The following is a 15,401-nucleotide window of genomic DNA, read 5'->3' as shown; positions in this document are numbered from 1 at the left end:
GCCGGCCGCCCGCCGGCGGCTTTTTGCTGCCCGCGCGACACCGTGTTGCCGTTTTACTTCGCGGCCCGCGCGACTACGATTGTGCCATGCAACTTCGCTCGCTCGGCAAAAACGGTCCGCGTGTCTCCGCCCTCGGCCTCGGCTGCATGGGTATGTCCGATTTCTACGGCGAGCGCGACGAGACGGAATCCCTCGCCACGCTCCACCACGCCATCGACCGCGGCGTCACGTTCTTCGACACGGCCGACATGTATGGCCCGCACCACAACGAGGAACTCCTCGGCCGCGCGCTCGCTGGCCGGCGCGACGGCGTGGTCATAGCCACGAAGTTCGGCATCGTCCGCGATCCCGCCAACCCGCAGGTCCGTGGCGTCAACGGCCGCCCCGACTACGTCATCGCCGCCTGCGACGCCTCGCTGCGACGCCTCAAAGTCGACACGATCGATCTCTACTATCAGCACCGCGTCGACCCGCAGACGCCCATCGAGGAAACGGTCGGCGCCATGGCCAGCCTCGTCCGCGCCGGCAAAGTCCGTTATCTCGGCCTCTCCGAAGCATCGCCCGAAACGCTCCGCCGCGCCCACGCCGTGCACCCGATTGCCGCGCTGCAAACCGAATACTCCCTCTGGACCCGCGATCCCGAGGACGGTGTGCTCGCCACCTGCCGCGAACTCGGCATCGGCTTCGTCGCCTACAGCCCGCTCGGCCGCGGTTTTCTCACCGGCCAGATCAAGCGCTTCGAGGATCTCGCGGCCGACGACTACCGCCGCCACTCCCCCCGCTTCCAAGGCGAGAACTTCCAGAAGAACCTCGCGCTCGTCGAAAGCGTCAACGCCCTCGCCGCCCGCAAAGGCTGCACGCCCGGCCAGCTCGCGCTCGCCTGGGTCCTCGCGCAAGGCGACGACATCGTCCCGATCCCCGGCACCAAGCGCCGCCGCTACCTCGACGAAAACCTCGACGCGCTGCGCGTGAGCCTCACGCCCACGGAGCTCGCCGAGATCGCCGCCGTCTTTCCCGTCGGCCGCGCCGTCGGCCTGCGTTACCCGGAAGCGATGATGTCCGCCCTGCGGCGCTGAACAGCGGCCCGCCGCGGAACCAACCGCCCACCTCGCGCGTCACAAATCCTCATGCGTTCCCTGCTCGCTTCGCTCCTCTTCGTCGCCCTGCTCGCGCTCGCGCCGGCCGCATCCGCCGCCACCGGCGGCTTCATCGCCACGCTTTCCACCGAACAACAGGCCGCCGCCGGCCTCGTCCACCTCTCCGCCGACGAGCAGACCACGCTCAACACCCTCGTCGCCCGCGAAGTCTCCCTCGCCCGCCAAGGCAACGTGAAGGCCTTCGCCGGCACCTTCAGCAGCCGCCGCAAACCATCCGAAACGACCGCGGCCGGTCTCGACCGCCTCGCGCCCGAGCAACTCGCGCAACTCGACCAACTCGTCGCCAACGCCATCGCCGCCGGCCCGGCCCAGCCCGCTCTCCCGCAACGGCTGAAAGCGAAGGACGTCGCCCGCAACGACCGCCTCGAAGTCCACGGCCAGGTTTCCCTCGCCTATGGCTGGGGCTCCGGCGGACGCGAGATGCGCGCCGGCTCGATCTACACCGAAATCCACGACAAACAGACCGGCACCACGCTCGGCATCGGCTACAGCCAAGTCTCCGGCGACGGCTGGTGGGGCTACGGTTACCCGGACTGGGGCTACGCAGGCTACGACTACCCCTACTATTGGGACTACGGCGCGCCGCTGCGCTTCGCGAGCTACGGCCGGCCGCTCGGCTTCGGCGGCGGCTTCCGCCCGAGCGTCTGCCGCGGACACTGACGCTGAGTCCGCCCGCCATCGCTCCGCCCCTCGCACGCGCGACCGTCACCGCCTCGCCCGACCGGCACCAGCCCCGAGTCCGTAGTTTCGCCGCGTCAGCAATCCGCCCCGAAGTGTCACCTATTAGGTGACAAAGCCGCGGAGGGAAACCAGCCGAGCAAACGCAGATGGCGGCGGGAATTCGACATTGGCGCGCTGACCCGTGGGCGTAGGCTGCCGCCATGTCCATCGACTCCGCCGACCTGCTCGACCGCTTTCTTCGTTACGTTCAGATCGACACGCGTTCCGATCCGGCTTCGCCCGACTGCCCGAGCACGCCGACGCAATGGAATCTCCTCCGCCTGCTCGAGCGCGAGCTGCGCGAACTCGGCGCGACCGACGTCGAGCTGACCGCGCACGGCTACGTGCTCGCGACGATTCCCGCCACGGCGCAGACCGACGCGCCGGTCATCGCCTACTGCGCACACGTCGACACCGCGCCCAATCTCCCCGGCGCCGCCAAGCCCATCGTCCATCGCGCCTATGACGGCCGCCCCATCGTCCTCCCCGACGACCCGACACAGACGCTCACCGTCGAGACGATTCCCTTCCTCCGCGCCTCCATCGGCCAGGACGTTATCACCGCGAGCGGCACGACGCTGCTCGGCGCCGACGACAAGGCCGGCGTCGCCATCGTCATGGCCGCCGCGCGCCACTTGCTCCGCAACCCCGGCATCCCGCACGGGAAAATCCGCCTCTGTTTCAATCCCGATGAGGAGATCGCGCGCGGCGTCGACAAACTCGAACTCGCGCAACTCGGCGCACAATTCGCCTACACGCTCGACGGCGGCGAGCGCGGCGAGATTTGCCACGAGACGTTTTCCGCCGACGCCGCCAAACTCGAGATCGCCGGCGTCGCCGCGCATCCCGGCTGGGCGAAGGACGTCATGGTCAACGCGCTCCGCCTCGCCGGTCGCTACCTCGCCGCCTTGCCCATGGCGCAGTCGCCCGAGCGCACCAGCGACCGCGCGGGATTCATCCATCCCGTCTCCTGCACCGGTTCCGCCGAGCAGGCGACCGTATCGTTCATCATTCGCGATTTCGAAGTCGAGGGCCTCGCCGAAAAACGCGCCCTGATGGAAAAACTCGCCGCCGAACTCCGCGCCGCCGAGCCCCACGCGCGCGTCACGCTCACGTTCACCGAGCAATACCGCAACATGCGCTACTGGCTCGAAAAGGACATGCGCCCCGTCGAGTTCGCCCGCGAAGCCGCGCGCCGCGCCGGCATCACGCCCTTCGGCCAACCGATCCGCGGCGGCACCGACGGCTCTCGCCTGACCCAACGCGGCCTGCCCACACCGAACATTTTCACCGGCATGCACGAGGTCCACAGCCAGCGCGAATGGGTCACATTGCAGGACATGGAAAAATCCACCGAGACGCTCCTCCACCTCGCCCAGCTCTGGGCCGAGGTGAAGTGAAGCCCCCCCGGAGCCAGCCCTGGGGCAACCTCAGCCGCGAGATGTTTCTGTGGGAGCGAGCTTGCTCGCGACATCGCACGCTAAGTCGCGAGCAAGCTCGCTCCCACCGCTCCCCTACGAAGCCGAAGCAATCTGCGAGTATCGGACCCACCGCGAAGTGAAGGACGTCCGCGCGAACTTACGCTTCAGCGGCCCGGCACAGCCGCGCATCGCAATCCTTTCGATCCCGCCACCGAAAATCCCTTCCCTGCCGGCATGCGCCCCTTGCTTCTGCTGCTCGCCTTGACAGCTTCCTGCGCCGCGTGCGCCGCTGATCCGGTTCCCGCTGCGACCGATCCGATCGAAGGTCGCTGGACCGGCACCATCGCACCGCCGCAGGGCGGCACGGCCGAGTTCGGCCTCGAGTTCTTCCGCACCAAACGCGGCAACCTCGCCTTCCGAATGAATTTCCCGGACGCACTCACGTTCGCCGCGCCGTTCATGATTCCCGTCGAGACGGCGGGCGACGGCAACTACGCCATCACGCCCGCCTTCGCGGTGAAGCTCCACCGCGACGGCGACAACCTCAGCGGCACCTTCGGCGCGGCCCAACTGCCGCTGGCACTTCACCGCGGCGGCGCCTGGACACCGCGTCCGCCCGCGCCGGCTTATCCGGCTGCACCGAAGCCGCGGTGGTCGTTTCCGCTGGGTGCCGGCACGTGGGCGCCGCCCGTCGTCGCCGACGGCGTCGTCTACGTCGGCACGAGCGCGGGCCAGTTCCACGCCGTGGATGCCGCCGACGGCCGCGGACTCTGGACCTGGTGCGGCGAAAATCCCATCGACGGCCGCGCCGTCGTGAGCGGGGACAGCGTCTATGTCGTCGATGCGAAAACCAATCTCATCGCCCTCAATCGCACCGACGGCTCGCCGCGCTGGACGGCCGCGCTGCACGACGCGCAACCCGCGGGCAAACCCGTGGCCGCCAACCCGACTTTCAACCACCGCGCCGCCTTCCCGCTCGTCGTCGATGGCGTCATCTACTGCGGTTCGAGCGACGGCGGACTCTATGCGCTCGATGCCGCCTCCGGCGCGAAGCTCTGGCGCCACGACGCCAAGGCGCCGATCTTTTCCGGCATCGGCCGGCACGGCGCGGACATGCTCACCTTCGGCACGATGGACGGCTCGGTCGTCCTGCTCGACCGCCGCACGCAGAAGGAAACGTTCCGCGCGCAAACCGCCGGCGGCGTGGTCACCGTGCCACTCGTCGTGGGCGACAAGGTCATCGCCGGCAGTCGCGACTACGTGCTCTACGGCTTCAACCTCGCCGACGGCAGCGTCGCTTGGCGCTTCTCGTATTGGTTCTCCTGGATCGAATCCACACCCGTGCTGCGTGACGGCCTGATCTACGTCGGTGCATCCGACTACAGCCGCGTCAGCGCCATCGATCCCGCCACCGGCCGCGCGAAGTGGCAGACGCCCGTGCACGGCATGAACTGGGGCACGCCGCTCGTGACCGACGACGCCGTGTTCACCGGCACGGCCGCGCAAAACATTCCCGGCACCGTCATCGCCCACACCGGCGGCATTCTGGCGCTCGATCGCGCGACCGGCGCCGTGAAATGGCACCTGCGCGCCACGCCCGCGCCCGAAAACGGTTTCGGCGGCTACGCCGGTTCGCTCGCCCTCGCGGACGACCAGATCATCGCCGCTGGTTTCGACGGCCAACTCATCGCGCTGCCGACGCGGTGAAGTTCGCCGCGTGGCTTAGAGCGCGACTGCGCCGGTCGTCATCTTGTCGCCGAGGCGCTGCAAGGCGCGCTCGTGCACGACCGGCATGGCGGCTTCGAGGAGCTCGGGCGTGAAACCCCACTCGCGCAGGAACGCGCCGTGGACCGCGGTGAGGAAGCCTTCCTCGGTCACCCCGGGCCCGAGCGACGTCGCGAGATATTTCGCGGCGTGCAAGTGCGCGAGGAGCGGGAGCGCTTCCATCGGCGCCTCGGTCGGACGGGTGAGAAACTCGGCCGTGAGCTGAAAGATTTTCGGGAAATTCCACGCGGCAAGGAGCTTCGCGGTCGCGTCGGCATGATGGTAGCCGAGCACGGCGCGCTCGGCCTGGTCCCACGTGCATTGCATGCGTTCGCGGAATGCGCGCACGGCCGGGTAGAAATCGTTGCACGAGTGCGCGAGCGCGAGCTTGCCGAGATCGGAAACGAGGCCGGCGGTGTAGGCGACCTGCGGGTCGAGGCGCTCGGTGGTGGAGGCGAGCACTTCGCCGGCGATGGCGGTGATGAGCGCGTGACGCGAGAAATCGCCCGCTTCCCAGCGCAGACCCTTCTGACCGGTTTCCCAGCGACTCACGAGCACGAGCGCGGCAAGGCGGTAGATTTCCTTGGCACCGAGGCGGAACACGGCGGCCTCAACCGTCTCGACGGTCCCGCGCGCGAACGCAGCGGAATTGGCCAGGCGCAAAGTCGCGGCGGCGAGCGACGCGTCGAGCGAGATGAGGCGCTCGATCTCAGCGGCGGAGCTGTCGTCGGCCTGCAGTGCCAGCGCGAGGCGCGGCAACAGCGAGGGCGAGCACGGCAGGCGCAGGGCTTTTTCGCAGACTTGCTCGAGGGTCGGAGGTGTGAGGGTGGACATGCCTGGGACGGTCGAGGGTTAGGCGGCGGCTTGGAGCAGCGAGGCGGGATCGAGGATCAGTGCGATGTTGCCGTCGCCGAGGATCGCGCCGCCGGCCACGCCGGGCAAGCCCTGCATGAACGCGCCGAGGTTCTTGATGACGACTTCCTGCTTGCTGACCATCTCGTCGACCAGGAGCGCGGAAACTTTGCCCGAGTGCTCGACGATGACGACGATGCCGTCCCACGGCTGCGTCGCGTCGGCCGGGATGCCGAAGCGGCGGTGCAGGCGGTGGAGCGGGAGAATCTTGCCACGCAGCTCGAGAACTTCGCCGGTGCCGTGGACGGTGGTGATGGAATCCTTCGTGGGGCGTATCGCCATCTGCACGGAGGTGCTGGGGAGAATGAACTTGTCGGTGCCGACGCGCACGACGAGGCCGTCGATGATGGCCATGGTGAGCGGAAGCTTGATCTTGAAGACCGAGCCCTTGCCGACTTCGGAGGTGATCTCGATTTTGCCGCGCAGCTTCTCGATGTTGCGCTTCACGACGTCCATGCCGACGCCGCGACCGGAGACGGCGGTGACCTTCTCGGCGGTGGAGAAACCGGGAGCGAAGATGAGCGCGTAGCATTCCTCGCGGGAGAGCTGGGCGTTCGCGGCGACGATGCCCTTCTCGATCGCCTTCTTGAAGATTTTGTCCGGATCGATGCCGCGGCCGTCGTCCTGCAGTTCGATGACGATGTTGCTGCCTTGGTGGTAGGCGCTGAGGTGAACGGTGCCGGCCTCGGGCTTGCCGGCGGCAGCACGGATCTCGGGTCCTTCGAGGCCGTGGTCGAGCGCGTTGCGCACCATGTGGACGAGCGGGTCGGCGATTTCCTCGACGACCGTGCGGTCGAGTTCGGTGTCTTCGCCGCTGACTTGGAAGTGGACTTTCTTGCCGAAGTTGCGCGCGAGGTCGCGCGACAGGCGTTCCATTTTCTGGAACGTCGGCTTGATGGGAATCATGCGCAGCGACATCGCGGTGTGCTGGAGTTCCTTGGCGATGCGCGAGAGCTGGGCGACGTTGCGCTGCATCGGAGAGCCGTCGTCGCAAATGCCGCGCGCGGACTCGATGAGCTGGCTTTGCACGATCACGAGTTCGCCGACGACGTCCATGAGGGAGTCGAGCTTCTCGGTGTTGACGCGCACGGTCTGGCCGCCGGCGGTGGTCTTCGTCGAGGCCTGCGCCTCGATGGCGTTTGCGGCGGCGGCGCCGAGCGGCGATGCCGCGGGAGCGGCCGGAGCGTCAGCCGCGACGGGAGCCGTGGGCGTCGTCGGGGTCGCGACCGGAGTCGCGGTCGGCGCGGGAGTCGGATCGCCCTTCGCCAGGGCGCGCACCGCGCGCATGAGATGGCTGACGGGAATGATCTGACTCGGCAGGTGGCCCTTTTCCAAAGCGACGGCAATTTGCTGCGTGAGCTGTTGCAGCGCATCGCGGCTGCGGAGAATTTCCGTGATGATTGCCGGCGTGAGACGCAGCTCGCGATTGCGCGCGAGGTCGAGCAGCGACTCGACTTCGTGGGCGAGCGTGTGCATCGGCACGAGACCGAGGAAGCCCGCGTTGCCCTTGATCGTGTGGAACGAGCGGAAGATCGAGTTGATCGCCTCGGGGTTGTCCGGCTGCTGGTCGAGGATGAGCAGCGCGGCCTCGATCTGCGAAAGATGATCGACGGCCTCGGCGTAGAACTCCGTGAGCAGTTCCTGATTCTCGCCGAGGTTGAGCTGGAGCAACACGTCCGCGGCCGTGTCATCGGCGGAGGCGGCGGTCGCAGCCGGGGCTTCGGCGGCCGGAGCAGGCGCGGCGCTCGCATCGAACACCTCGGGCGCGCGGCCGGCCTTGGCGGCTTCGATGGCTTCGGGCAGCCACGCGATCAGGCGGCGGAGCGCGGCGAGCGTCGCGTCGTCGAACGGCTGGGCGGCATCGAGGCGCTTGTCGATCAGCGCGTGCACGCCTGCGACGGCTTCGCGCAGCGTAGGCACGGCGGCGCACTGGTCGCGCATTTCGCCGAGCAGGCTGTAGGAGGGGATGAGGCCATCGTCACGACCAGGCTGGGCGAGGATGGATTCGGCCGCCAAACGACTCAGCGAGTCATCGAGCGCTTGGAAGAATTCCGGAGCGAGGGACATGGGCAAATGAGCGGGAACCGCGCCCTCTTCATCGGCCCGTGGGACGAAAACCTTAAGCCCATGTGTGACAGGATTTCGTCCACGCCAAGCGCCCCCCGTCCGCCGCAGGCTAACGGTCGTCGCGCCTCACGCCGGCGCGCATGCCAGACCGCCGGCGTGCACCGGCCATGCCGCCATCCGCAGGGCATCCGCCGAAGCGCGCGGGGCGCCAAGAGTTTCCGCGCAAAAAGAGCAAAAGTCCCGCGCGGCCGTGCCGATGAACTCCTCGCCTGCATTGCCGGTCCGCGGTGGACATTCCTCCTCCCTGGCATCGGCCGAGCGGCCGCCAAACCACCTTTTTCCGCTTCTTGAACCCATGAGCTCTCCCGCTACCGCCACTGCCACCCAAACGACGCACGCCGGCAAATACCTGACCGTCGTCCTCGACAACGAAGCCTACGGCATCGCCGTCCTGAAGGTTCGCGAAATCATTCGCATGCAGAAAATCACTCCGGTGCCACAGATGCCGGAGTTCGTGAAAGGCGTCATCAATCTCCGCGGCCGCGTCATCCCGGTCGTCGACCTGCGCGTGAAGTTCGGCCTGAAGGCCGAGTTCGCCGAGCGCACCTGCATCGTCGTCGTCCAGGTCAAACTGCCCAACGACACCATCGTGCAGATGGGCCTGATCGTCGATTCGGTCGAGGAAGTCGTCCACCTTCCCTCCGAGGAAATCGAGCCGACGCCGGAGTTCGGCACGCGGGTCGACACGACCTACCTGCTCGGCATGGCCAAGGTCAAAGGCCAGGTGAAGACGCTGCTCGACATCGATCGCGTCGTCGCGCCCGAGACGATGCAGAGCATCGCCACGGCGCACGCCTGAGCGCACCAATTCCGTCGAGAAGCCGCCGATTCGGCGGCTTTTTCGTTTAAACGGCGGGCGACCGCGCGACGCCCCGGGAAAAAACGCGCAACCCGCACGCCACCGCGCGCATGGGACGGCCATGCCCGCGCCTATGACGTTTTGCCTACAGTCCCGTCGATTCGGGACCGATTCCTAGGATGCGTTGCGGTGCATCCACCCGGATGCGACCGCCTGTTTCGGGCAGCCCACGGCCTGCAAGGAAGAGGAGCGACGCCGCGAGTCCCTACTCCAGGGACCCGGTTACCTCCTCCTCATGGCCACCCCTTCATTTCTTTCCTTCGCCCGGCACGCAGCCCGACTCCTCGTCGCCTGCGCAGGTCTGGCCTCGTCGGCCGGCTCCGCCGCCGAACCAACCGCTCCCGCGCCGGCAACGTGGAAGCTCACCACGTCGCTCGGCGTCCGCGAGACCTACGACTCCAACGTCTATCTCCAGGATCACGCCCCGAGCCCGACGATCATCGGCGCCGTGCCGGCCGGGCTGAGCTCGCTCGTCACGAGCGTGTTCGCCGGCATGAACGTCGAAGCGCGCGGCGCGACCGGCCTCGTGCTCACGGGCAGTTACGCACCGGAAGTGGTCCGCTATCACTCGGCGGCCGCGGAAAACTACACGACGCACCGCGCCCAGATCGGCGCGAGCCATCGGTCGGGCGCCACCTCGTGGAATTTCTCCGACGCCCTCGTCTGGATCGACGGCAGCAAGGACTCGCCCATCTACGGCGGCCCCGGCGGCGCACCCGCACTCGGCGGCATTCCGATGCGCGACCGTCGCGCGGCCCTGGTCAATCGCAGCGCCTTCCGCTGGGAAACGCTCGAAGGACGCTGGCTCCTCCGCGCGCTCGCCTCCGGTTATTGGCACGATTTCCGGACCAATCAGTTTCGCCAGGCCGGTTGCGCCAACTACGTCGATCGCAGCGAAGTGTGCGCCGGCATCGAAGCCGGCTACGAATTCCGCCCGAAGACCCGCGTGATCGCCGGCCTCCGTCTCGCGCGGCAAAATCAAGGCTCCCTCTTCGGCGTCGACAGTCCCTACGACAGCACGCGCCGGCGCTTCGTGGGCGGACTCGAGGGTGCGCCCGCTTCCTGGTTGCAGCTGACTCTGCTCGCCGCCCTTGAGACGCGCACCTTCGCTCCCGGCACGCCGGCCGGCTTGGACCGCCACAAGCGCCTGCTCTGGATCGACGCGTCGGCCACCGCCACAGCCACCCCGCGCGACACCATCACGCTCACCTTGCGCCGCGCCGAGCAGCCGGCCTCCACCAGCGTCAGCATCTACGAAGACACCGCCGGCGAACTCACCTGGCGCCACAAATGCACCGATCGCCTCACCGCCGGCGCCGCCCTGAAAATCTGGACCGGCATCTGGCAGCTCCCCGCCGTGCGCCGCGACCGCGTCTGCACGCCCACGCTGCAACTCCAGTTCGCCGCCAACAAACACTGCCTCGTCGAAGCGACTTGGTCCTACGACGACGCGACGAGCGGCATCCCGTCGACCGACGGCCGCGAATTCACCCGTCACCTCTGCAACCTGTCCGTCCGCCACACCTTTTAAACACGTCCCATCATGAATCGCCTCCTCCAACTCCGCCTCGGCACCAAGATCACCCTGCTCGCGGTCTGTCCCATCGTCGCGACCGTCGCCGTGATCCTCACCACCCTCCTCGTCCGGCAGCGCCAGCTCAACGTCGAGGTCGACCAGACCGTCGTCGACCAAGCCATGAGCGAATGCACCAAGGTCGCGCACGACGCCTACCTGATCTGCCTCGGCATGGAGCAACGCAATCAGAAGGAACTCGACCGCAGCATCGCCTCCGCGCGCGATGCCGTCACGCGCGCCGGCGGCTTCTCGCTCGCGACCGACACCGTCAGCTGGCAAGCGGTCAACCAGTTCACCAAACAAGCCACCGCCGTCTCGCTGCCCAAGGCCACGCTCGGCGGGAGCCAATGGCTCGGCCAGATCACCGCCGCCGACCAAGCCGCTCCCATCGTCGACGAGATCCGCCGCGCCACCGGCACCTTCTGCACGATTTTCCAGCGCGTGAACGACGCCGGCGACATGCTCCGCGTCTGCACCAGCGTGCAAAAGGACGACGGCACGCGCGCCATCGGCACTTTCATTCCCGCCCAGAACCCCGATGGCGCGCCCAACGCCGTCATCCAAACCGTGCTCCGCAGCGAAACCTACCGCGGCCGCGCCTACGTCGTGAACGACTGGCACGCCGCCGCCTACGAGCCCCTCTGGGACGCCGACAAGCGCCGCGTCATCGGCATGCTCTACGTCGGCCTCCCGCTCCGCACCATCAACCAGGAAGTGCACGACACGATCACCCGCATGGTCGTCGGCAAGACCGGCTACGTCTTCGTGATCGGCAGCCAGGGCGACCAGCGCGGCCGCTACATCGTCTCCGCCCAAGGCAAGCGCGACGGTGAAAACATCTGGGAGTCCAAGGACGCCACCGGCCGCCACTTCATCCAATCGTTGACCGGCAAAGCCCTCGCCACACGCGACGGTGCGACCGACTTTGAGCACTACTCCTGGCAAAACACCGGCGAATCCGCACCGCGCGAGAAGATCGCCGCCGTCACCTATTTCGCCCCGTGGGATTGGGTCATCGGCGCCGGCACTTATGAGGAAGACTTCGCGCAAGTCCGCGCGACTCTCGATCACTCCAGCCGCACGGTGCTCATTTGGGTCATCGCCCTCGCGACCGTATCCACCGTGCTCGCCTCAGTAGCCGGCATCTTCTACGCGCGCAGCGTCACCCGTCCGATTTCCGAAGTCGCGACCAATCTCGGCTCCGCCGCCCACCAAACCACCGACGCTGCCAACCAGGTCTCCAGCGCCAGCCAATCCCTCGCCGAAGGCTCGAGCCAGCAAGCCGCCAGCCTCGAGGAAACCAGCGCCTCCCTCGAGGAGATGGCCTCCATGACCAAGCGCAACGCCGACAGCGCGCACCGCGCCAACGACCTCACCCGCGAAGCCCGCCATGCCGCCGACGTCGGCACCCGCGACATGCAGGCCATGAGCACCGCCATGCACGGCACCAAATCCTCGAGCGACGAGATCGCCAAAATCGTCAAGACGATCGACGAAATCGCGTTCCAGACCAACATCCTCGCGCTCAACGCCGCCGTCGAAGCCGCCCGCGCCGGCGAGGCCGGCGCCGGCTTCGCCGTCGTCGCCGAGGAAGTCCGCGCCCTCGCCCAACGCGCCGCCAACGCCGCCAAGGAAACCGCCACGAAAATCGAGGACGCCATCGGCAAGACCAAGGACGGCGTCACCATCAGCGCCAAAGTCGCCACCAGCCTGAACGCCATCGCCGAGAAGGTCCGGCAAGTCGACACGCTCATCGGCGACGTCGCCGCCGCCAGCGGCGAACAGAGCGACGGCGTGCAGCAAATCAACCGCGCCGTCGGCCAGATGAACAACGTCGTCCAGAGCAACGCCGGCGCCGCCGAGGAAAGCGCCGCCGCCGCCGAGGAACTGAACGCGCAAGCCCTGATGCTCACCGATTCCGTCGACATCCTCCTGCGCCTGATCAACGGCCAGGCCGCGGCCGCGCCGCAGGAATCGCCTCACTTCTCCCTCCCGCCCCCTGCTCACCCCAAAACTCCGGCCCACAGACGGCAGCCCTCCTCCGTCTCCTGAGTCGCGACGACCAACCGCGACCACCGTCTCCGCACCCGCGAACGAGCACGTCTTCGATCCCTAAGCCCACGCCTCGACACCCGCGCGACCAACGGCCGCGTGCGCCCCATCCATCAACCCCAGCCCGGCGGGAAATTTTCCCATTTTCCCTCAAGTTCCACTCCACTCCACCGATAATCCCCTCAGCGTTGCGGTGCATCCATACGGATGCGACCGCCAGTCCGGACAGGCTCAGGGCCTGTAAGAACGGGAAGCGACGCACTCGGTTCACCACCGATGCATATCCATATTCTATCGCCGCGCACTGACCCGCATCGGCGAGGAATCGAACTCGCGCCCCATCATGTCCCTGAAACGTCTCCTCCCTCACGCCGCTCTGTCCGGCTTCCTCCTCGCCGTCACCACGCTTGTCTCCCACGCGGGCACGGTTACGTCCGACGCCGCCCTCCAGCGTTTAGCTGACGGCAACACCCGCTTCGTCGCCGGCGACTTCCGTCACCCGAACCTCACGCCCGAACGCCGCGCCGAGATCGCGAACGGACAGACTCCTTTCGCCACCATCCTCACGTGCTCCGACTCGCGCGTGCCCGCCGAAGCCATCTTCGACCAGGGACTCGGCGACCTCTTCCTTGTCCGCGTCGCAGGCAACGTCGCCAAGACCGACGAGATCGGCTCGATCGAATACGGGACCGGTCACCTCGGCACCCCGCTGCTCGTCGTGATGGGCCACAGTTCCTGCGGCGCGGTCAAGGCCGTCGTCGACGGTGCCGAAGTCCACGGCAACATCCCCGAACTCGTCGCCCCCATCGTCCCCGTCGTCGAGAAAACCAAGGCCGTCAACCCCGGCCTGCCCGGCGCCCAGCTCCTCGCCAAAGCCGTCGAAGCGAACGTCTGGCAATCCATCGACACCATCTTCGAAAACAGCGCCACCGTCCGCGATCTCGTCAAAGCCGGAAAACTCAAAGTGGTGGGCGCGGTCTACGATCTCGCCTCCGGCGAAGTCCAGGTGAAGGGCGAACACCCCGAACAGGCCCGCCTCCTCGCCTACACCGGCGGCGCGGGCGCCCACGCCGCCGAGCACGCGCCCGAAAACACCGCGCACTCCCCTGCGCCCGAGACGCACGCCGCCGCCTCCTCCGCCCCGACCGCTCCCGCGAGCGAGCTCGCGACCTCCATCAGCTGGCTGACGATCGTCCTCGGCCTGCTCGCCATCGCCCTCACGGTTTTCGGCGCCCACCGTTACTCTCTCTCCGGCATGAAATCGTGGCCGGTCGGCCGCCGCTTGAGCGCCGGTTTCGTCACCGTCCTCGTGCTGCTGGTCGCCATCGTCGGCATCGCTTACGAGGCGTTTCATTCCGCCAACGCGGGCTTCACGACCTATCGCGCCGACGCGCGCCACAGTGTCCTCGCCGGCCGCATCCAAGCCAACTTCCTCGAGATGCGCATCGCGGTGAAAGATTACACCATAACCAAGAAAACTTCCGACGTCGCCACCTACAAGGCGCGCCACGAGAAAGTCGTCGGTTTCATGGAAACCGCCCGCACCGCCCTCGCCGATGAACCGGCGCACCTCAAGCTCGTCACCGACGCGCAAAGCCATCTCGCCAATCACGTCGCCGCCTTCGAGGAAATGGTGGCCGCCGGCAGCCGCGGCGCCTCCACCGCCAAACTCCAGTCCATCGGAGACCGCATGGCCGGCATGGGCGAAGAACTCGATCACGCCATCGAGCAGCTCAAACTTGAGCTGATCGCCTCCCAGGACCACGACGGCCCGATCATGGCGGCACAGCTCAGTTACACCCAATCGCTCCTCGTGTGGATCGGCTTGGGCACGGTGCTCCTCACCATTGGGTTCATCTTCATCATCACCCGCAGCATCGTCGGCCCGCTGAGTGCCGTCACTCAGACCGTCGGCGACGGCGCGGAGCAGATCGCGGCTGCCACCGGCCAGGTTTCCTCGGCCAGCCAATCCCTGGCCGAAGGCGCCAGCGAGCAAGCCGCCTCCCTCGAAGAGACCTCCGCGTCACTCGAGGAGATGGCCTCCATGGCGAAGCGCAACGCGGACAGCGCCAACCAGGCCAAGGAACTCTCCGGCCAGACCCGCACCGCCGCCGACACCGGCGCGACCGACATGGAGGAAATGAAGTCCGCCATGGACGCCATCAAGAGCTCCTCCGGCGAGATCGCCAAGATCGTGAAGACGATCGACGAAATCGCCTTCCAGACGAACATCCTCGCGCTCAACGCCGCCGTCGAAGCCGCCCGCGCCGGCGAGGCAGGCGCCGGTTTCGCCGTCGTCGCCGAGGAAGTCCGCGCCCTCGCCCAGCGCTCCGCCAACGCCGCCAAGGAATCGGCCGCGAAGATCGAGGACTCCGTCGCCAAGAGTCAGCACGGCGTCGAGATCTCCGGCAAGGTCGCCAGTTCGCTCCAGCAAATCGTCGACCGCGCCCGTAAGATGGACGCCGTGGTGGCTGAGATTACCAGCGCCTCCCAAGAGCAGACCCAGGGCATCACCCAAGTGAACACCGCCGTCTCGCAAATGGACAAGGTCACCCAAGCCAACGCCAGCAGCGCCGAAGAGACCGCCGCCGCCGCCGAGGAGCTCAGCGCCCAAGCCGTCGCCATGAACGAGGCCGTCATCGAGCTCCGCCACCTCGTCGGCACCACCAAATCCACCGCCCCGGTCGCCCGCGCCGCCGCCCCCGCCCCGAGCCGCGCCGCCGCCACCCGACCGGCGAAGGCCGCCTCGCCCCGCCCCGCCGCTCCGCTCGCCGCCGCCAGCGCCCACGACAAGAACTTCCTCGATTAAACCC

At 67.6% G+C, this 15,401-nt stretch carries 10 protein-coding genes; 8 read left to right on the top strand and 2 right to left on the bottom strand.

Features of this window, described 5'->3' with window-relative positions:
- Positions 1-86 precede the first annotated feature (86 nt).
- From KF715_20415 to KF715_20400, 4 genes are all read left to right on the top strand, one after another.
- Entirely contained in the window at positions 87-1,076 is a 990-nt protein-coding gene (locus tag KF715_20415) for an aldo/keto reductase (protein MBX3739063.1), read from the top strand.
- 51 nt (positions 1,077-1,127) lie between these two features.
- Entirely contained in the window at positions 1,128-1,817 is a 690-nt protein-coding gene (locus KF715_20410) for a hypothetical protein (GenBank protein ID MBX3739062.1), read from the top strand.
- Positions 1,818-2,038: 221 nt separating this feature from the next.
- On the top strand, positions 2,039-3,277 hold the full coding sequence (gene pepT, locus KF715_20405) for a peptidase T (protein ID MBX3739061.1): 1,239 nt from the start codon (positions 2,039-2,041) through the stop codon (positions 3,275-3,277).
- 255 nt (positions 3,278-3,532) lie between these two features.
- On the top strand, positions 3,533-5,005 hold the full coding sequence (locus KF715_20400) for a PQQ-binding-like beta-propeller repeat protein (protein MBX3739060.1): 1,473 nt from the start codon (positions 3,533-3,535) through the stop codon (positions 5,003-5,005).
- A 15-nt stretch (positions 5,006-5,020) separates the two neighbouring features.
- Here the strand turns inward: KF715_20400 and KF715_20395 are convergent, their stop codons facing one another.
- Positions 5,021-5,896 carry an HDOD domain-containing protein gene (locus KF715_20395; protein MBX3739059.1) on the bottom strand — a complete coding sequence of 292 codons (876 nt, stop codon included), beginning with the start codon at positions 5,894-5,896 and terminating at the stop codon, positions 5,021-5,023.
- An 18-nt stretch (positions 5,897-5,914) separates the two neighbouring features.
- Positions 5,915-8,041 carry a chemotaxis protein CheA gene (locus KF715_20390; protein MBX3739058.1) on the bottom strand — a complete coding sequence of 709 codons (2,127 nt, stop codon included), beginning with the start codon at positions 8,039-8,041 and terminating at the stop codon, positions 5,915-5,917.
- Positions 8,042-8,396: 355 nt separating this feature from the next.
- On the opposite strand from KF715_20390, the gene KF715_20385 reads away from it, so the two are divergent.
- From KF715_20385 to KF715_20370, 4 genes are all read left to right on the top strand, one after another.
- Positions 8,397-8,900: a purine-binding chemotaxis protein CheW gene (locus tag KF715_20385; GenBank protein MBX3739057.1), complete on the top strand. Its 504-nt coding sequence runs from the start codon at positions 8,397-8,399 to the stop codon at positions 8,898-8,900.
- Between the two features lie 295 nt (positions 8,901-9,195).
- Complete coding sequence (locus KF715_20380; GenBank protein ID MBX3739056.1) at positions 9,196-10,491, top strand: hypothetical protein; 1,296 nt, start codon at positions 9,196-9,198, stop codon at positions 10,489-10,491.
- 1,020 nt (positions 10,492-11,511) lie between these two features.
- Complete coding sequence (locus KF715_20375) at positions 11,512-12,588, top strand: hypothetical protein (protein MBX3739055.1); 1,077 nt, start codon at positions 11,512-11,514, stop codon at positions 12,586-12,588.
- A 343-nt stretch (positions 12,589-12,931) separates the two neighbouring features.
- Positions 12,932-15,397, top strand: coding sequence for a hypothetical protein (locus KF715_20370; protein ID MBX3739054.1), 2,466 nt, complete (start codon positions 12,932-12,934; stop codon positions 15,395-15,397).
- Positions 15,398-15,401: the final 4 nt, after the last annotated feature.

The organism is Candidatus Didemnitutus sp. (assembly GCA_019634575.1).
Lineage (GTDB): Bacteria > Verrucomicrobiota > Verrucomicrobiia > Opitutales > Opitutaceae > Didemnitutus.
Note: the sequence above shows the minus strand (reverse complement) of the source record. Positions and strands in the feature narration are given on the sequence as shown.